Source organism: Terriglobales bacterium (assembly GCA_035561515.1).
Lineage (GTDB): Bacteria > Acidobacteriota > Terriglobia > Terriglobales > Acidobacteriaceae > DATMXP01.
This window is the reverse complement of sequence record DATMXP010000035.1, coordinates 63,729-81,163: the sequence shown is the minus strand read 5'-3', so window position 1 is coordinate 81,163 and position 17,435 is coordinate 63,729. Positions and strand designations below refer to the sequence as shown.

Annotated in this window: 19 protein-coding genes; 9 read left to right on the top strand and 10 right to left on the bottom strand. The window is 56.2% G+C overall.

Translation table 11 applies throughout. The features are described 5' to 3' along the window. Positions 1 to 103: 103 nt before the first annotated feature. The 4 genes from VN577_15735 (at position 104) to VN577_15720 (ending at position 2,442) form a co-directional block, all read left to right on the top strand. Positions 104 to 283, top strand: coding sequence for a hypothetical protein (locus tag VN577_15735; GenBank protein HWR16280.1), 180 nt, complete (start codon positions 104 to 106; stop codon positions 281 to 283). A gap of 108 nt (positions 284 to 391) precedes the next feature. Next, a complete protein-coding gene (locus tag VN577_15730) occupies positions 392 to 820 on the top strand; it encodes a hypothetical protein (GenBank protein HWR16279.1) in 429 nt (142 codons plus the stop codon). A gap of 77 nt (positions 821 to 897) precedes the next feature. After that, positions 898 to 1,344, top strand: a complete 447-nt coding sequence (locus VN577_15725) for a DUF4870 domain-containing protein (protein HWR16278.1) — start codon at positions 898 to 900, stop codon at positions 1,342 to 1,344. A gap of 129 nt (positions 1,345 to 1,473) precedes the next feature. Further along, positions 1,474 to 2,442 carry a DHH family phosphoesterase gene (locus VN577_15720; GenBank protein HWR16277.1) on the top strand — a complete coding sequence of 323 codons (969 nt, stop codon included), beginning with the start codon at positions 1,474 to 1,476 and terminating at the stop codon, positions 2,440 to 2,442. Between the two features lie 56 nt (positions 2,443 to 2,498). Here VN577_15720 and tpiA read toward each other — a convergent pair whose 3' ends face one another. The 3 genes from tpiA to gap all read right to left on the bottom strand — a co-directional run bounded on the left by tpiA (position 2,499) and on the right by gap (position 5,666). Further along, positions 2,499 to 3,251 carry a triose-phosphate isomerase gene (tpiA, locus tag VN577_15715; GenBank protein ID HWR16276.1) on the bottom strand — a complete coding sequence of 251 codons (753 nt, stop codon included), beginning with the start codon at positions 3,249 to 3,251 and terminating at the stop codon, positions 2,499 to 2,501. 82 nt (positions 3,252 to 3,333) lie between these two features. Next, entirely contained in the window at positions 3,334 to 4,593 is a 1,260-nt protein-coding gene (locus tag VN577_15710) for a phosphoglycerate kinase (GenBank protein HWR16275.1), read from the bottom strand. Positions 4,594 to 4,655: 62 nt separating this feature from the next. Further along, the gene (gene gap / locus VN577_15705; protein ID HWR16274.1) at positions 4,656 to 5,666 is read right to left on the bottom strand and encodes a type I glyceraldehyde-3-phosphate dehydrogenase; all 1,011 of its coding nucleotides are present in this window, start codon (positions 5,664 to 5,666) and stop codon (positions 4,656 to 4,658) included. Between the two features lie 218 nt (positions 5,667 to 5,884). Here gap and VN577_15700 point away from each other — a divergent pair, with 218 nt between their 5' ends. Further along, a complete protein-coding gene (locus VN577_15700) occupies positions 5,885 to 6,778 on the top strand; it encodes an ATP-binding protein (GenBank protein ID HWR16273.1) in 894 nt (297 codons plus the stop codon). 50 nt (positions 6,779 to 6,828) lie between these two features. Here VN577_15700 and VN577_15695 read toward each other — a convergent pair whose 3' ends face one another. After that, on the bottom strand, positions 6,829 to 7,152 hold the full coding sequence (locus tag VN577_15695; protein ID HWR16272.1) for a monooxygenase: 324 nt from the start codon (positions 7,150 to 7,152) through the stop codon (positions 6,829 to 6,831). Between the two features lie 11 nt (positions 7,153 to 7,163). Further along, positions 7,164 to 7,754: a hydrolase gene (locus tag VN577_15690; GenBank protein ID HWR16271.1), complete on the bottom strand. Its 591-nt coding sequence runs from the start codon at positions 7,752 to 7,754 to the stop codon at positions 7,164 to 7,166. Positions 7,755 to 8,591: 837 nt separating this feature from the next. Here VN577_15690 and VN577_15685 point away from each other — a divergent pair. Next, positions 8,592 to 9,332, top strand: coding sequence for a hypothetical protein (locus tag VN577_15685; protein HWR16270.1), 741 nt, complete (start codon positions 8,592 to 8,594; stop codon positions 9,330 to 9,332). A gap of 24 nt (positions 9,333 to 9,356) precedes the next feature. Here the strand turns inward: VN577_15685 and VN577_15680 are convergent, their stop codons facing one another. From VN577_15680 to VN577_15665, 4 genes are all read right to left on the bottom strand, one after another. Continuing rightward, entirely contained in the window at positions 9,357 to 10,445 is a 1,089-nt protein-coding gene (locus VN577_15680) for an alpha/beta hydrolase (protein ID HWR16269.1), read from the bottom strand. A 45-nt stretch (positions 10,446 to 10,490) separates the two neighbouring features. Beyond that, positions 10,491 to 11,321 (bottom strand): alpha/beta hydrolase, encoded by an 831-nt coding sequence (locus VN577_15675; protein ID HWR16268.1) that lies wholly within the window; start codon positions 11,319 to 11,321, stop codon positions 10,491 to 10,493. 17 nt (positions 11,322 to 11,338) lie between these two features. Then, complete coding sequence (locus tag VN577_15670; GenBank protein HWR16267.1) at positions 11,339 to 11,755, bottom strand: YciI family protein; 417 nt, start codon at positions 11,753 to 11,755, stop codon at positions 11,339 to 11,341. A gap of 80 nt (positions 11,756 to 11,835) precedes the next feature. Continuing rightward, positions 11,836 to 12,819, bottom strand: coding sequence for an alpha/beta hydrolase (locus VN577_15665; GenBank protein ID HWR16266.1), 984 nt, complete (start codon positions 12,817 to 12,819; stop codon positions 11,836 to 11,838). Between the two features lie 105 nt (positions 12,820 to 12,924). Here VN577_15665 and VN577_15660 point away from each other — a divergent pair, with 105 nt between their 5' ends. Then, positions 12,925 to 13,740, top strand: a complete 816-nt coding sequence (locus VN577_15660) for a helix-turn-helix transcriptional regulator (GenBank protein ID HWR16265.1) — start codon at positions 12,925 to 12,927, stop codon at positions 13,738 to 13,740. On the opposite strand, the gene VN577_15655 is transcribed toward VN577_15660, so the two are convergent. Beyond that, on the bottom strand, positions 13,737 to 14,237 hold the full coding sequence (locus VN577_15655) for a DinB family protein (protein HWR16264.1): 501 nt from the start codon (positions 14,235 to 14,237) through the stop codon (positions 13,737 to 13,739). The two genes, VN577_15660 and VN577_15655, sit on opposite strands and share 4 nt — an antisense overlap. 139 nt (positions 14,238 to 14,376) lie before the next feature. Here VN577_15655 and VN577_15650 point away from each other — a divergent pair, with 139 nt between their 5' ends. Continuing rightward, a complete protein-coding gene (locus VN577_15650; GenBank protein ID HWR16263.1) occupies positions 14,377 to 15,447 on the top strand; it encodes a hypothetical protein in 1,071 nt (356 codons plus the stop codon). Between the two features lie 978 nt (positions 15,448 to 16,425). Continuing rightward, positions 16,426 to 17,202 carry a hypothetical protein gene (locus tag VN577_15645; protein HWR16262.1) on the top strand — a complete coding sequence of 259 codons (777 nt, stop codon included), beginning with the start codon at positions 16,426 to 16,428 and terminating at the stop codon, positions 17,200 to 17,202. The last annotated feature ends 233 nt before the right edge of the window (positions 17,203 to 17,435 follow it).

The following is a 17,435-nucleotide window of genomic DNA, read 5'->3' as shown; positions in this document are numbered from 1 at the left end:
CTAACCGGTTCGACCGGTCCTCAAGTTCATTTACTCCCGCAATTTCAGGGAATTCTGATCCGGTGGCAAGACGGCCGACGGAGGATTCTGTCAGGAGAGAGATATGGCAAAGATCGCAAAAACGGCTGACCGCAAAAAGGTCATGGACACCTCCAAGTCCACGGATTGTCCCAAGTGCGGCAAACCGACGCGCATTGTAAAGCGGATCAAAGACGCCGAGCGTGGTGTTCCGGGTGGGATGTTTATTTCCTGCTCCGCCTGCGACTTCTACGAAAAACTTTAAGTAAAACTGTAAGTAGAGGCATGGCCGTGGCCATGCCTCTTACACTTTCTGACGCCCCTCAGATTGTGGAACGCATCGCCCTCCGGCTATTCTGAATCCCAATCAACTGTGAAAGTTCTGCTGAACTCGGCGGCTCTTCGCCAGCACCCCGTGTGGGGTACTGTCGCCTTTGCAGTTTTCTATGCGATTTTGGCATTCCTGGTTGATTGGTTGTTCAGATGGACTCTCGGTGGAAATCCCAGGCCGCCGTTATGGACCTTGATCGTCACCATAGGGATCGGCACCACGATCACCTCTGTCATTGTGTATCTGCTGCTGGTTTCCATTGAACGACAGAACGCTGCTATCCAGCAACTCAATCACGAACTCAGAAATGCCCTTCAGATACTCTCCTATGCCGTCCAGCAGTGTGACGGTGAAACCGCTCCGAAAGCCGACGCCGCCATTCAAAGCATGTCCGCGACTCTCCGCCGTATCTCTCAGGATCTTGGCACATCGCCGAAACGTCGTTTCAGGTCTGAAGGTCAGCAGCAATAGTTTCACAACCACAAGCGTTGTAATGCGACGTAGTTTGGGGTAACGTGTCCCAAACTTTCCAACCTTGGAGGATACTGATGGCGCGTTTTTGCGTTAATTGCGGTAATCCCATGGACGATAGCTCCGCCTTCTGTCAGAAGTGCGGACAGCCCATAGCCGGAGCAACTGCCACTCCGGGCGGAACTGCCAGCACCGTTACCACGGGTGGCCTCACCGATAATGTTGCTGGCCTGCTGGCATACATCACGATTATTCCGGCCATCATTTTCCTCGTTACCACACCGTACAACCGCAACAAGTTCGTGAGATTTCATTCGTTTCAATGCCTGTTCTTTGCCGTTGCCTGGATCGTCATAAATATCGTGCTGATGATGATTCCGGTGATTGGATGGATGGTGATGCAGGTAATCCACATCCTGTTTCTGATCGTTTGGATCGTCCTTCTGATCAAGGCATATCAGGGTCAAATGTTTAAATTGCCCGTGATCGGCGATCTGGCGGAAAAACAGGCAAACGCGATTTAGCCCACTGGTTGCTTACAAGGGACGGCTGTTCGGCCGTCCTTTCGTTTTCATCAGCCTTGACAAGGTGCCATGTGGGTCGCCATTCTAATTGGCTTTGTCTTTTGATTTTGCGGCTCAAGGGGAGCAGGGTTGAGAATTCGGGTCTTATATCACGACAAGTGTTTCGATGGTGCATGCTCGGCGGCCGTATTCACGCGCTTTTATCGCGAACGCATTCGTCACGATGTGGAGTTCGGATATACGGGGCTGGTTCACCGCGCGGGCGCACTCTTTGAGGAAAGCCAATTCAGCGGAGATGAAAACGCGATCCTCGATTTTAAGTACTGCACGTCGCCAAAAATCACCTGGTGGTTCGATCACCACCAGAGCGCTTTTTTGTCCCCTGAAGACGCTGCCCATTACGAAAGCAATCCCAGTACGAGAAAGTTCTACGATCCCGACTACCGTTCGTGTACGAAGTTCATCGCCGAAACTACCGAAAAGCGCTTTGGGTTTAATCCCAAACCGGTCGCCGAAGTGGTGCAGTGGGCGGACATCATCGACGGTGCTCTCTACGAGGACGCCAAAGCAGCCGTCGAGATGAAAGAACCTGCGATGAAGTTGACGATGGTCATTGAATCGACTCAGGATCCAGCCTTCATTCCGCGCCTGATTCCGTTGCTGGCCTCGCGCTCGCTGGTCGATATCATTCGTGAGCCTTTCGTTGCTGAACTGGTTCCGCCATTGATGGATCGCCATAAGAAATCCATCGATATCATCCGGGAGAAAAGCGAGTGCAAAGAGGGAACCATCTTCTTTGATGTGACAGGTTACGATCTGGAAGGCTACAACAAATTTGTTCCTTACTATTTGCATCCGCAAAGCACGTACAGCGTGGGCTTGAGCCGGAGCAGCTTCCGGACGAAGGTTTCGGTCGGCTCCAATCCGTGGACCAAAACCCCAGTAGAGAAAATGGTAAACCTCGCCAAAGTGTGCGAGCGCTATGGCGGCGGAGGACATGCGCGCGTCGGCGCAATTTCATTTGAACCCAACCAGTTCGATGAAGCTCGCGCCGCAGCCCGTGAGATCGTTGAGGAGCTCAGGGCCGCGGAGCATTGATTCAGTTCAAATGAAGAAGCCGCCCGTGCCGGGCGGCTTTTTACTTTGGGTAAATGTTAGTACTTCACAATGGCAGAGAAGTTCTTCGGATCGAGCGACGCTCCGCCGACCAGTGCGCCGTCGATGTCCTCTTCCGACATCAGCGCCTTGGCATTGTCCGGCTTCACGCTGCCGCCGTACAGGATGCGCAGTTTGTCAGCGAAATCATCCCCAAATGCCTTGCCGGCTTCGCTGCGAATCGTAAGATGAGCCTTCTCAGCGATCTCGGGTGTCGCCGTTTTTCCCGTTCCGATCGCCCAAACCGGCTCGTACGCAACCACCAGTTTCGCCGCTCGCTCGGCTGACATACCTCGGAATGCCACGTTGCATTGACGGCGTAGCACGTCATCGGTGATCCCGGCCTCTCGCTCCTCCAGGACTTCGCCGACGCACACGATCGGCGTCAGGCCAGCATTAAGGGCGACCTTCAGTTTTTTGTTAACCGTGTCATCGGTCTCGCCGAAATACTGGCGGCGCTCCGAGTGGCCGATTATCACGTGAGTACAACCGGAAGCCTTGATCATCTCGGCGGAAATCTCGCCAGTGTAAGCGCCTTCTTTCTCCCAGAACATGTTCTGCGCGCCAATAGCCACTGTCGATCCTTTGGCCGCATCAAGCGCAGCCTGGATGTTAATGAAAGGCGGACACACCACGATTTCGTCGCGTGTATGTCCCTTTACAAGAGGTAAGAAATCAGAAAAGAATGCCCGGGTCTGCTCGGGCGTTTTGTACATTTTCCAGTTCGCTGCAATGACCTTCTTACGTGCCATGAGTGCCTCGTTTTCTATGAATGCAACAACGCCACGGAAAGCGAAGATGACGGACCGTCGACCTCACCATCCGTGGCGGCAATTATTTCTTATCCGTGAGTGCCGCAACACCCGGAAGGGTTTTGCCTTCCAGGAATTCCAACGACGCGCCGCCTCCGGTTGAGATGTGTGTGATCCGGTCGGCAACGCCCGCGCTCTTGACGGCGGCCACACTGTCTCCGCCTCCCACAATCGATGTTGCTCCAGCATTGTCGGCAACGGCGCGAGCGATTTTCCGTGTACCCATTGCGAACGGCGGCATCTCGAATACGCCCATGGGACCGTTCCAGACGATCGTCTTGGCGCGGCTGATCTCCTCGGCAAACTGCTCAATCGTCTTCGGACCGATATCGAGTCCCATCTGATCGGCCGGAATGGGCTGGCCATCGCCGATGATCCGTGTGACCGCGTCTGGCGCCACCTGCGAAGCCACGATGTGATCGACAGGGAGGAGCAATCTCACGTTGCGCTGCTGAGCCTCGGCGAGCAATTGCTTCGCGAGGTCGACCTTGTCGGCTTCGAGCAGCGACTTTCCAACGTCGTAGCCCTGTGCCTTCAGGAACGTATAAGCCATGCCGCCCCCGATGATCAGTGCGTCGACCTTGGTCATCAGGTTCTGAATGACTTCGATCTTGTCGCTGACCTTTGCGCCGCCGAGGATCGCAACGAACGGCTTCGCGGGATCGTGCAGGGCCTTGCCCATGTACTCGAGTTCTTTCTCCATCAGCAAACCAGCCGCCGACTTCTGGACGTACTTCGTAATGCCCGCAGTCGAAGCATGCGCGCGATGAGCAGACCCGAAAGCGTCATTGACATAGAAATCCGCCAGCGCGGCAAGTCCTTGTGCGAATTTGTCGTCGTTGGCTTCTTCCTCGGCGTGGAAGCGCAGGTTCTCCAGCAGGAGAGTCTGCCCGCGCTCGAGTTTGCCCGCCATTTCTTCCGCCTGAACGCCGACGCAATCGGTACAGAAGCCGACGTTTTCGCCGCGACCCAGCGCCGAGTCGAGCAGCATGCGAAGACGTTCCGCCACCGGTCGAAGGCTCATTTTCGGATTTGGCTTGCCCTTCGGACGTCCAAGGTGGGAAGCAAGAATCAGACGCGCACCGTGACGGAGCGCATATTCGATGGTCGGCAGCGTCTCGCGAATTCGCGTATCGTCGGTGACCCGACCGTGTTCATCGAGAGGAACGTTAAAGTCAACCCGCATAAAGATGCGGTGATTGTTCAAAGAAAGATCACGAATCGAGAGCTTGTTCATCGGAGAACCTTGTCTGGATGTGGTGGTAGCAGCGGGCGTTGGCATCGGATGCCTCCCGAATTACACCACCCGCGAAAAATCGCGGGTGGCGTATTCAGAAAATGGAGTTACAGGCCCTTCTTTGCGATGTAGTCGATCAGATCGCGGACACGGCAGGAATAGCCCCACTCGTTGTCGTACCACGCGATGACCTTCACGCAGTTGCCGCCGACGACCAGCGTCATCGGAGCGTCTACGATCGAGGAGAACGAGTTGCCCTTGTAGTCAGAAGAGACAAGTTCCTGAGTTTCGTAGCCGAGGTACTTCGAGAGCGGACCGCTCTGCGATGCCTTCTGCAACGCGGCGTTGACTTCTTCGACGCTCGTCGCCTTCTCGACCCAAACCACCAGGTCAACGACGGAGACGTTCGGCGTCGGGACGCGCATGGCAAAGCCGTGCAGTTTGCCCTTCAGTTCAGGGATTACGAGCGAGATGGCCTTGGCGGCGCCGGTCGTGGTCGGGATCATGGACAGGGCAGCGGCGCGGGCGCGACGCAGGTCCTTGTGCGGGAAGTCGAGGATGACCTGATCATTCGTGTAGCTGTGGATCGTGGTCATTGTGCCGGCAACGATCTTGAAGTTGTCGTTGACGACCTTCGCGACTGGCGCAAGGCAGTTTGTGGTGCACGAGGCGTTCGAGATTACGTTGTGCTTCGAAGCATCGTACTTGTCTTCGTTCACGCCCATGACGATGGTGACATCTTCATTCTTCGCGGGGGCTGAAATGATGACTTTCTTTACGGTTCCGCGGATGTGCTTGCGGGCGTCGTCGGCGTTGGTGAAACGGCCGGTCGACTCGATGACGACCTGCGCTCCGACAGATTGCCAGTCGATCTTGGCAGGGTCTTTCTCGGCGAATACCTTGAACTTCTTGCCCTCGACATCAATCGAGTCGCCGGAAGCCGATACTTTCTGGTGCAGGTTGCCGAGAACCGAGTCGTACTTCAAAAGGTGCGCGAGGGTTTTCGCGTCGGTAAGGTCATTGACCGCCACAAATTCCAGGTTCGGATCGTTCAAAGATGCCCGCAGAACGTTGCGGCCGATGCGTCCGAATCCATTGATGCCTACTTTAATTGCCATTTCGCCTCCACAATATAAGCGCAACAGTACAGGAATTTACGAATGCGCTCCTTAAACAGGAAATCGTAACATCCGGCACGCAGAGGCCGCAAAACGCAGCCCACACATTTTCGTGATGAGGGTCACGCGAACCGATGATGTGCAACTTTATATAACGTTCGTACGAACTGCGATTGCCCGAGCGGAAGGGAATGTGTTACAAGCGCATGATGCAGGGTATGAAGAGAAGAAGACGTAGAAAGCCCGCAAGAGCCGGAGAGAAGCAGGAGCAGCAACAAGCGCCGCTGCAACCAGTTTATCCGGAAGACAGGGTAGATGATGACGGCGGAAGCGCCGCCGAACCGCAGGCAGAACCCGAAACCGCAGCGCCGCAGCCACAGCAGCGGACCGGCAAGAAACGCCGTCGCGGCGGTCGAGGCCGGAAACCGATGAGCGCTGCCAGCGCGGCGAGAGCGGCTGCGAACCCGGAAGTCGAAGCGGAATCGCCGGAAAGCGTTGATGCAGCGGGAATCGAAGAGGCTGCGGAACCGGAACGCGCGCCCGCGCAAGTTCCACAGGCGACTTACGCACAGAAGCGTCAGCCGAAGGGAACGGTCGTTCTCACGATCGGTTTGCCAGGATCGGGCAAGACGAGCTGGTTTCGGCGTCGCGGAATTACGCCGCTCTCGAGCGATTTACTGCGCATGATGCTGTTCGATGACATCGCCGAGCAGCGTTATCAAGACCTGGTTTTCTCGACATTACGTTATTTGCTGCGGGCGAGAATGATCGCGCGCATGCCGTGGAATTACGTGGATGCAACCAACTTGTCGCCGCGCGAACGGCGCGGCTGGATCAAGATGGCGCAGGAATTTGGATACGAAGTTCATGCAGTGTTCTTCGATGTTCCCGTTGAAGTCTGTGCTGAGCGAAACACGCGTCGCGGGCGAATCGTTCCGGAAGACGTGATGCAACGCATGGCGCAAAAACTTCGTCCGCCGACCTTTGACGAAGGTTTTTCGAAAATTACCGTTGTTCGCGTGAAACGGGCATCGAAAGCGGAACCGGAACCCGACAACGAAGTGATGGGCGTGGAAGAGCCGGGAACTGGCAAAGCCGAAGATCTTTACTGAACTGGTTGTACCTATAACCCCATCCGCACGCGGATGGGGTTTTTGTTTGTCTACTGGGCCGCGGTTTTGACGGCGAACAGCGGCGCGTTGGTCATCCGAGAAAGCGTCTCGTTTACGTCGAAAACTTTTGCGCGAATGTTCTTGATGCCCATGCCGGCCAGCCGGGCTTCGTGCATCGCGAGATATTTCCGGGCAGAAGCTTCGTCGGTGAAGAGATAGATGCCGCCGGCTTCACCTGCCTGCTTGTTTTCAGTCCAGATCTTCCAGAGCATCCCGGACTCGGCGGCGATGGATTGAGCGAGTCCGGTGCATGCTGCCGTGAGTTCGTTGCCAAATGGCCCCGGGTGGGGGAAGTCAATCTGCAAGAGGGTCATTGTGGTCCTTTCTATTTCAGGTGCTTGAGCATTTCCTTGAATACGGGCGTTCCAGAGGCGCGCATGAGTTCGTACATCATCATTTCGGTGGAAGAGATGACGGCACCAGCGGATTCCATGCGGCGGATGCCGATGTTCCAATTCGACTCGGCGCGGGAGCCAATCGCGTCGGCAGGGACGTGGACGATGTATCCGCGGTCGAGAGCGCCGAGGACGGTCTGCATTACGCAGATATGGGCTTCCATGCCGCAGACGAGCAACGTGTTGCGATTTCCGGGAACGGCCTTGATCTCGCCGCAGAAAGCGTCGCTGCCGAAGCAGGAGAATTCGACTTTGTCGTAGACGGGAACACCATGGAGCAGAGAAGCGATCTCGGGAACGGTCTGGCCGAGGCCTTTCGAGTATTGCGTGGTGGCGATAATCGGCAGTTGAAGAATGCCGGCGAGCCTGATGAGGAGTTGCGAGTTCCGGACCAGTTGCTCTTTATTGAAAATGGGCGGAAGAAGCTTCTCCTGGATATCGACGACGATAAGGGTACAGTCGTCGGGCTGGAGCGTGCGTCGGGCGGCGGGGGCTTCGATATCTTTAATTGCAGTAGTCATGTTTCCTCTGGGAACAGTCGGGTAATTGTAGCCAAATTTGCTTTAGTGCCTTCCCTGGAGTTCACCCTCCCCCCCTGTGCTTCTAATGGAATCAACGAGATACCCCGGAGTATCTCTCAATTTGCGTTGCAAACAAAGCTACTTAGATCTTTTAATCACAAAATTTGTCATATCAATCGCTACCACAAGCTGTTGTATTTGGCCGAGTTGCAGCGCTGGGGTACCCCCTACCCCCTCCTGATCAGAAAACAAACCACTTGCACGTCGGACTATGAAAACAAAGGACTTGTAAGTAGATGATTTTACAGCTAGTTAGGCTATAGATTTGATTCTAAAGCACTTGCGAGTAGCACAATCTGTTGTATCTGGCCGACAGTTTTCGGTTGTCGGCCGTCGGCAAAAGCTCTCCTTGTTTCAGCGTCAGGCTCAGAATGACAAAACCCAAACTACAGGGGTTCTTCGGCTTTGCCTCAGAATGACAACCCCCAAAAAACAAGTACAGGAGTTCTTCGGCTTTGCCTCAGAACTCAGAATGACAAAGAACGAAAACCATCTACACATTCAGAATAGCAATTGGGGCGGGGGCAACATGCCACGTTTTCCAGATTTATATTTTCCGTTAAATCAGGAACTTACGTCGAAAAGAGGCCGCCGACCCACTTGACATGCTTTTTCCGGAGTTGGGAACTAACTGGTCATGTGAGGAAGTTTCCCGGTGTGCGCCATCTAGCAAACCGGACTGCAGTAGTGGGCGTCGTTTTACGAATTTGGAACGGATGACATTTTCGGGGCTCCAGCCAGCAATTCTGGATGATAATGCGCCGCTGGAGTCTAACGATGAAGTTTGTGTTCGTGATTGCCATCGTGCTGTCCACCGTATTGGGGAATACGCAGACGAAGTTCACAACGTCGCCCAAAAGGCCTGCGCCGATGCCGACTGTGACGCGCGATTCGCACGTGCGAGAGCTAATTGCCAATTCCCAGTTGCGGGTATATCGAATTGAACTCGGACCGGGTGAAGCAACCGCAGTGTCGCCGCACAGTCACGATTTCCTGATTGTCTCCATCGGGGACAGCGAATTTGAACTATCGGGCGCAGTGAACTCGATCCCGTTCACGATGAAGGACAGCGAGGTGCAGGTGATCAAGGGGCGCTGGCCGCATCGGGTGGTGAATAAGGCGAGTCGGCCGTTGCGACTGGTAGAGGTGGATGTGGTGCGCGGAATCGCCCCGGAACGGGCAAGTTGCGGTTTGAATGCGAGTCCGTGCCGAGAGAGCAAGTTCGCGTTCAACGATCAAGATAAGTACGTGACCGGCACCTTGTTTGAAACGCCATCGATCAAGCTGTCGAAGGTGGAGATTGATCCACAGTCGGGAATGGCGGAGCACGGTCATACCGGCGATCACGTGATGATTGCGCTGACAGACCAGTTCGTGGCCAGTGCGGTTATAGGAGGCAGGATCGAGGACTTCGACGCAAAGGCGGGGGATGCAGCCTGGCAGACGGGCGGAATGGTGCACAGGCTAATTAATCGGGGAGGGCAGAAGGCACTATTCCTGACGATTGAGTGCAAGTAAGGCAGGAATGTTTCTGCCACTCCTTCAGTCGGACAGGGATTCCGGTGCCAGTGGTCTCACGTCGCGCACGAGGTGGTAAAAGAACCGACCGGGTTCTTCCATCATCACCATATGCGCTGAGTTGGGGAACCAGACGAGCTTTTTGCTGGGAGCTTTGATTTGCGGGAACCACTGCTCGACGAGCGTGTGAGATGTAGTGAGGTCGTGGCGACCATGGAAGAGAATGACCGGGCAGCGGAACGAGGCGGTCTTCGAGAAATCGACTTCGGTAAGTTCAGGCCAGAGTTTCTGGACGGACTTGTCGAGTCCTTGCTGGAACGAAACGAAGTCCTTATCCGTGTAATCGGGGCTTAGCTGGATGAGGTCGAAGTAATGGTCGTTAGGGCGGTTCCATGTGTAACCGCCGAATTCGCTCATCCACTTGCGCTCGGTTTGAGTCTTTTCCCAGGAGAGGGGTCCAGTGGGGGAGACAAACGGAGCGAGAGATTCGAGTTCCCGGATGGCTTCGTGATTACCGATTGACCGGGCGTGTGCGAGTAGTGCGTCGTACCCGAGTTGCTCGTTTTTACGAACGTCTATCGCCTGGCCGACGCCGATGTAAGCGTGCAGCCATTCAGGGTGCTTCTGCGCGATTTGGAGTCCGATGATACTGCCCCAAGAGTGGCCGAGGACGAAGATCTTGTCCTGGTGGAATTCCGTTCGCAGATAGCGGATGAGTTCGATGGCGTCGTCGACAAAGCGGGCGGTGGTAAGCGTGGGAAGGACTTTGTCAGGATTATTGAGTCCGAAGGTTTTTCCCGCAGCACGCTGGTCCCATTGCACGACGGTGAAGTATTCCTCCCAGGGCCGCTGAAACGTGTAGCTGACGGGCATGATGGGATATCCGGGGCCACCATGGATGAAGAGCAGAACGGGATTAGATTTGTGATTGCCGCGGATGGTAATTGCCTGCTGGATGCCACCGATCGCAACGGTACGATGTTCCGAGATTCCATCCGGTGTGGTGATGGCTTGTGCGTAAGCGGCGACTTCTTTGGCCTTGCTCCAGTCCTGGGCTAAGCAGGTGGAAAGCACAAACAGAAAAACGACGACGGCAAGAGAAATTCTCTTCATCAATGAATGCTAAACGAGACGCCGTGAGGCTTCACCGTTGATGAGCTATGCAACCCCCTGAGCGACGGCTGCTTTGGATGAAGCGGATAAGAAGAACTCCTTCAGAACGGGGAGGATGGCACTTGCTTTCAACATGTGATTCTGTCCGGGCACGGTGAGGTGTTTCGCCGTGGGAATCGCGTCGGCGAGGGCGCGCGCGCCGTTCTGCATCCATGCCGCACTCTTCCCGCCGGCGGCTACGAGCACAGGAACGGAGACGAATTCCCACTGTGCGGGACGGAGGGGGCGTCCGCGTTGATTGCGTTCGACGATGGTGATGTCGTAGACGAGCGTGTGTGCGACGCGCTTGAGTTTTGGCCAAGCCGGGGTGAACTGCATGAAGGCGAGCATCAGTGAAGGCATGCCGACGCGCCGCATGAAGTGCTTAAGAGCGTCGCTGCGACGGTTTTCCGCGACCATGGTGATAAGCCGAGGCAGGTAGTCTTCGGCCATTGGCGGGTAGGTGGAATCGACGACGAATGGCGCTTCGTAGGCTACGACTTTCGTGATGCCAGCTAGACGATTCGCAGCTTCAAGTGCGAGTGCCGCGCCGGAGGAGATGCCGTAAACGAATGCGGAGCCACCGGCCTGCTGGATAAGGGCGTGGATGTCCTCGATCTCGCGTTCGATGGAGTAAGGCAGCGTATCGCCGCTGTCACCACGTCCGCGGCGATCGTAGGTGTAGACGGTGAAATAGGGAGCGAGAAGCTGGGCGAGTTCCGGCATTGGACCGAAGTTGCGGCTGCAAAGAGCGCCGTCGATGAGGATGAGTGGGGGACCGCTGCCGGTGACATCGTAGGCGATGGCGGTACCGTCGAGGGAGATGACTTTCTTCATACGCTTGCTCCGTGCAGTTATTTCTGTGACGCGAGTTCGAGTTCCTGGAACTTCCTGATTGCCTCACTTGGGCCAAAGTCTTCGAGTTCCTTCAACTGGCGGACTTCAACTTGGGCTTCGCCGCCGTCCATCGACGGATTCGGAAAACGGTTGATCCAGTGGAGAGCTTCCTCGCGCGAGTTGACGCGAATGAGGGTGTACCCGGCAATGAGTTCCTTCGTTTCCGCGAAGGGTCCGTCGGTGATGATCTGGTTGTCGCCGGAGTACTTCACGCGCCATCCGTGCGAGGTGGGTTGAAGACCGGAGGCGTCGAGCAAAACACCGGCTTTAGCGAGTTCCTCGTGGTACTTGGCCATTTCGGCAATGAGCTTCTCGCTCGGGATGGCATTGGCCTCGGTCTGCTGGTTGGCTTTCACCATAATCATGAACCTCATGGTTGTCCGCTCCTGTAAAAGGTTTTCGATTGTATGTCGAATGGGACGGATTCAAATCGACACGAACAAACATTTTTTTGTTATGAACGCCAAAGCTGGCGGGCTTCGTCGGCGATAAGGTCCGGGAACTCTTCGGGGAAGAATAGCTTGGCGCCAGCAACGCGACGGATTCCTCGAGACGCGGGTAGCAGTTTGTGCAAGTAGTCGGGGCTGGATTGAGAAAAAATGTCATCGCCGGTGCCCCAGACGATGCGAGTGGGAATGGTGCAGCGCTTGAGGTCGGATTCGATGCCGGCGAGTGGGTTGGGTGAGAGGCCAACGGCGTAGGCATTGGTGAGCGACTTTCGCTGGGGCGAACTGACGAGCGGCGCCAGATAGTAATCGATGGTGGCGTCGGTGAGGCGGTCGGGATGGGTGTAGGTGAGGCCACCGAGTCCTTTGGGGGAACGCGCGAGGTTCTTGTCGACGACCCAGGGGGCGAGCCATGCGTCTGCAAATTTGCCTTGCCGGGCGAGATCGATGACGGGAAGAACGGCAGCGGGAGGGCTGTCGGGCTCGACGTCGCAGTTGGTGAGCAACATAGTCCGGATGCGGTTGGGGTGACGGGTGGCGATTAGTTGGGCGACGGCGCCTCCGCTGTCGTTGGCGATGAGGTCGACGGAGGAGATGGAGAGCGAGTCGAGCAGGTGGATGATCATCGCAACCTGCGCCAGCGGGCCGACGGATTGTCCGGCTTTGACTTCGGTGTAGCCAAGGCCGAGGAAGTCAGGGGCGATACAGCGCCGATCAGAAGTCAGGCGAGCGATGACGTCGCGCCACTGGAAGCTGTTGAGAGGGAAGCCGTGGAGGAAGAGAGCGGCGTCGCCGGAACCGCGGTCGACATATGCGATGCGTCCGAAAGGAGTGTCGGCCATGCGGCGGAGTGCGGTGAATTCGGTGCTTGTGACAGGTTGCGGTGAAGTCGAGTGTTTGGGTGCGAGCGTTTTCGTTTTGCATCCCGACAAGAGTGTGAGTGCGGTTGCGCCAGCGCAAAGCTGGATAAATTCGCGGCGGTCGACGGACATGTGGTTCACCCCGAAAGGAAATGTTTCGTGATCGTAGGGGCGGCGTGACGCGCGTCGCAATTACCTGACAGGTAATATGGTTCAGTTTCACGTGGTGGGTGTTGCATGCCAATGGTGAAAGAGGCGCTAAGTGCGCCTACGAGCAGGTTCGGCCAACTGCTGCGACAGTGGCGCGCGTCAAGGCGAATGAGCCAACTGGATTTGTCGTTGGAGGCGGAGATTTCGTCGCGTCACTTGAGCTACCTGGAAGCGGGAAAAGCGCAGCCGAGCCGGGAGATGCTGATCCGATTGGCGGACGCATTGGCTATCCCGCTGCGAGAGCGAAATGCGTTGTTCCTTGCGGCAGGGTATGCGCCGATGTATCGCGAAACGGGATTAACCGCGCCGGAGATGCAATTGGCAAGGCAGGCGGTGGATTTCATTCTGAAGCAGCAGGAACCGTATCCGGCGATTGTGCTGGATCGGCACTGGAACCTGCTGCAGGTGAACGAGGGCGCGAAGAAACTGCTGGGATTTCTGATTGGAGGGGCGCCGAAGGATCCGAATGTGGTGCGACAGATATTCAGCGAGGAGATGCTGCGTCCGTTTATCGCGAACTGGGAGGAGGTCGCGGCGGACATGGTCCAGAGACTGCATCAGCAGGTGGACTGGGATCCGACGGACAAGGGTTCGCAGCAGTTGCTGGCGGAAGTGATGAAGTATCCGGACGTGAAGGAACAGTGGGGGAAACGGGAACTGGAGATGCCGTCGTCACCGATGCTGACATTTGTGTTTCGAAAGGGCGACGTGGACTTGAAGTTCTTTTCGACGTGGACGACCTTCGGTGCGCCGCATGACGTGACGCTGGAAGAGATAAGGATTGAGTCGTCGTTTCCGGCAGACGAGGATACGGCTAGAAGGTGGAAGGCGATTGCCGGTTAGCGACAACGGATTTCCCAGATGCGGGCGAGGTGGTGGTCGTCGTGTTCGGCGATGAAGATTAGGTGGTCGAGCAGGCGCATGCGGACATTGAGTCGGGCGTGGTAGGCGGTACGAGCGAAGTCATCCGGTGAAAGGCTTTCGAGACGGCAGACCTGGAGTTCGCGGGCTTGGCGGAAGTCGCGGAGGATGTGGTGGATGTCGTTGTTGTTGTTGTGCGTGAGTTCCCGATGAAGATAGGGAGCGGGCGTGAGGGTGTCGGAACCACGAAGAAATTCCTGTAGCCGGGTAGAGAAAAGCGCTTCTTCGTCGAGAAGGTGTCCGGCGTTTTCCTGGATGGACCATTTGCCGTCGGGCTTGAAGATCAACGCGTCACGGGAGAGGGCGTGGACCGCGTCTTCCAGGCGGGCGGGGGTGCCTCGATAGCGCGCGAGAACGCCGGGGTAGAGATCGATTGGGGTGGAAAAGTTGAAGGTGCGGGTAATCCAGGGAGTAGGCATGGTCTTCCCGGGTGAGGAGTTTACCGATTGTCACGGATGGTGTCTGTGATGGGGAGTTCATCGTTTTGACGTGAGGTGCGGGAACCGCCTATACTTCGTGCCCTACGTTGTGAAACCCAGCCACAAAGAGGTGTTCCGAATGAGAGTCTTTCGAATCGCAGTACTCCTTCTTTTCGCTGTCACCAGTACGCTGAGCTTTGCTCTGCAACCAACGTTAACGCCTCAACAAAGCGGCACAACTAATCGACTACAAGCTGTGAGCGTGGTAAATCCGAATGTGGTTTGGGTGAGCGGTGTGGGCGGAAGTTTCGCCGTGACGACCGATGGCGGCAATACATGGCGAGCGGGCGTGGTGCCGGGAGCCGAAGCGTTGCAGTTCCGAGATGTGGAAGGGGTTTCGGCGAAGGTGGCATACCTGATGTCGGCCGGGAGCGGTGCGGATTCGCGGATCTACAAAACGGTGGATGGCGGTCAGACGTGGACGCTGCAATTCGAGAATACGATCGCTGACGCGTTCTATGACTGCTTTGCATTCTGGACGCCACAGCGCGGCCTGGCGTACAGCGATTCCGTTGCCGGACGTTTTCCGATGCTGCGGACGACGGATGGAACGACGTGGCAGGACATTGGAGACAATCTGCCTCCGGCGCAGGCGGGTGAAGCCGGCTTTGCTGCGAGCGGAACGTGCGTGGCTACGCAGGGAGGCCGCAATGCGTGGGTGATCACGGGAGGAGCGGAACACGCCCGCGTGCTGGCAACGAGGGACGGCGGAGATACATGGAATGCGTATGAGACGCCGATCGTGCAGGGGACGCCGATATCGGGAGGCTTCAGCATTGCGTTCCGGGATCCGTGGAACGGAGTGTTGGGCGGAGGAGACCTGGCGGATCCGACTGCATTCACGAATAACTTCGCGCGGTCGAGCGATGGCGGCATGACATGGAAGCTGGGTACGCCGTCGCCATTTCCGGGAGCGATCTACGGATTGGACTACATGAACATGCGCGGATTGGCCGAGGGCAGCGGAAATGCGAGCGGAACGGAAGCTGTGTTCATCACGGGCCCGAATGGCGCGGCGTGGTCTCCGGATGAGGGCACGACGTGGCACCTGTTGGAGGGCGTAACCGGGTACTGGGCGGTCGACTTTGGTAAGGGCAGAGTCGGCTGGCTGGTGGGAACAGGAGGAAGAATCCTGAAGGTCAGCTTTTGAGAAAGTGAAAAGTAAGAAGAGGGGCCGCCTGCGGGCGGCCTTTTTGTTGGTGATCGCCAGAAACGGCTTATCACGTGCGATAGTGTCTGTCGTCACAGTTAACATAACCAGAACGGTAGATACTCATGCTAAATCCGAGGTTAAGCGCAATCAGAGTGCGTAGCGCCTAGCCTGTGCGACGGTACGCCATCTCCTGTTACTCGGATTGAAGCCCCAAATTGGAACTAACGGGTGTGAGGACGTCGCGTGGCAATGCGTTCAGTAATCGTTTCATTTAGAGACGCAATCGTTCTGGGGTTATTTGGTGCCCTGGAGCGCATGTACGAGTTCTTCCACCGCCCACCAAGGGAGCAGCCGTGACTACCTTTTGTGCTATCTGGGCCACGATTGGAATCGTCATCTATCTTCGTTATTTTCGGATGCTAGCGTTGCTGTGCGCTGGCTACTGGGCGTTTCACATCTGCGCGTTCGTCGTGACGGTCGCCTTCTGGCCACTTGTTTGGCTGGGGTGCGGGTACTGTTACGACTTAGCACACAAAATTCGACTTGATCATGCGCCCGCGTGTCAGTACGAAGAAACTGAGTACGTTGGTCTCGCCCAAACCGTGACAGATAAAGGTAGTTCGCAGACTCGCGACGATCGATCATCGCACCCTGTGGGAGTGAGGCAAACGGCGGTCAAGCCGAGTTGGTCAAGCTGACGTTACCTGTTCGTATATCGATTTCGCTCGCCAATCTGGAGCAGACGACGGTGGACGGCTAGGTCTGTTTTACGCTGTGCCACCAAGGATTTCATAGGATACTTCGTCGTCAAGCAGGCAACATCGATGTAAGTCTCTGATTTTCTGGGGTTTTCTGTCTGTCTGTGACTTGGAATCAAGTGTGCAGGCATTCTGGATATTCCAGGTCTGGAGGACATCGATGTTGGAACCTCTCCCCCGAGAAGAACAGGAACAAAACGTAACATCCGGAAGAAAATTGAGATTTCCCGCGGCAGTTCTGGCCGTGGCAATGGCGGTCGGCGGGGCCGGAGCCTATTCGGTCCATGAACGCGGTGTAGCACGGAAAGCGCAGGATGAGAATACGGCGCTGGCGGCATCGCTGAAAACAACCAACGCGCAAATCGAACAACTGACGGCGAAGCTGAACGATTTGACGGCCCCGAAGCCGGAACCGGTGCGAGAGGCGCGTCCGGCGACGAAGCCTACGGCGCGTCGTTCGAAGGTGGCGCGACGGGCAGCGGAGGATCCGCGGTGGAAGAAGGTTCAGTCGCAACTGGACGAACAGGGAAAGGCGATTGAATCGACCAGGCAAGACCTGACTGCTGCAAAAACCGAACTGGGCGATTCCATCGCGCGGACACACGGCGAACTGGTTGTCCTGCAGCGCAAGGGCGAGAAGAACTACTTCGAGTTTTCGATCAATAAATCGAAGCAGTTTACGCAGCATGGATCGGTTGGGATCAAGCTGAAGAAGGCAAACGTGAAGCGCCAGTATGCGGATCTTGAACTGATCGTGGATGACAGGACGGTGCAGAAAAAGCACGTGAACATCTACGAGCCGGCGATGTTCTATTCCGCGGACAGCGAGCAGCCGGTACAGGTGGTGATCAACACGATCGCGAAAGACTATATTCGTGGGTACGTGGTGGAGCCGAAGTATCACAAGAATGAATTAACGGCGTCCGCCGGAGCGCAGGACTCGACAGCAGCGAATACGACTGTGCCGAGACAAAAACTGGCGATGCCGAAGTAGATCGTCGAGGAAGGCCCCATCCGCCACATAAGAAGGCGGATGGGGAAGGCGATCCGGGTTCCCTAATTGGAACTAGGAACCAAATAGCGTCGGCGGTCACTGACATTCCATCCAGCCGGCATTAGTGTTTCTGCAATACCAATCTTTACAAAATGAGCAGCAAACCGGAGGTGCAGATATGAGGCCTCGGGTTCTTACTTTTCTCCTAGTTGTTCTCTTCACCGTCACACTTC

Coding starts and splice junctions, on each gene's coding strand:
- VN577_15690 (HWR16271.1), bottom strand. CDS start 7,754: ATGACTACTGCAATTAAAGATATCGAAGCCCCCGCCGCCCGACGCACG.
- VN577_15695 (HWR16272.1), bottom strand. CDS start 7,152: ATGACCCTCTTGCAGATTGACTTCCCCCACCCGGGGCCATTTGGCAAC.
- VN577_15725 (HWR16278.1), top strand. CDS start 898: ATGGCGCGTTTTTGCGTTAATTGCGGTAATCCCATGGACGATAGCTCC.
- VN577_15675 (HWR16268.1), bottom strand. CDS start 11,321: ATGAAGAAAGTCATCTCCCTCGACGGTACCGCCATCGCCTACGATGTC.
- VN577_15660 (HWR16265.1), top strand. CDS start 12,925: ATGCCAATGGTGAAAGAGGCGCTAAGTGCGCCTACGAGCAGGTTCGGC.
- VN577_15710 (HWR16275.1), bottom strand. CDS start 4,593: ATGCCAACGCCCGCTGCTACCACCACATCCAGACAAGGTTCTCCGATG.
- VN577_15735 (HWR16280.1), top strand. CDS start 104: ATGGCAAAGATCGCAAAAACGGCTGACCGCAAAAAGGTCATGGACACC.
- tpiA (HWR16276.1), bottom strand. CDS start 3,251: ATGGCACGTAAGAAGGTCATTGCAGCGAACTGGAAAATGTACAAAACG.
- VN577_15685 (HWR16270.1), top strand. CDS start 8,592: ATGAAGTTTGTGTTCGTGATTGCCATCGTGCTGTCCACCGTATTGGGG.
- VN577_15670 (HWR16267.1), bottom strand. CDS start 11,755: ATGAGGTTCATGATTATGGTGAAAGCCAACCAGCAGACCGAGGCCAAT.
- VN577_15680 (HWR16269.1), bottom strand. CDS start 10,445: ATGAAGAGAATTTCTCTTGCCGTCGTCGTTTTTCTGTTTGTGCTTTCC.
- VN577_15650 (HWR16263.1), top strand. CDS start 14,377: ATGAGAGTCTTTCGAATCGCAGTACTCCTTCTTTTCGCTGTCACCAGT.
- gap (HWR16274.1), bottom strand. CDS start 5,666: ATGGCAATTAAAGTAGGCATCAATGGATTCGGACGCATCGGCCGCAAC.
- VN577_15700 (HWR16273.1), top strand. CDS start 5,885: ATGAAGAGAAGAAGACGTAGAAAGCCCGCAAGAGCCGGAGAGAAGCAG.
- VN577_15655 (HWR16264.1), bottom strand. CDS start 14,237: ATGCCTACTCCCTGGATTACCCGCACCTTCAACTTTTCCACCCCAATC.
- VN577_15665 (HWR16266.1), bottom strand. CDS start 12,819: ATGTCCGTCGACCGCCGCGAATTTATCCAGCTTTGCGCTGGCGCAACC.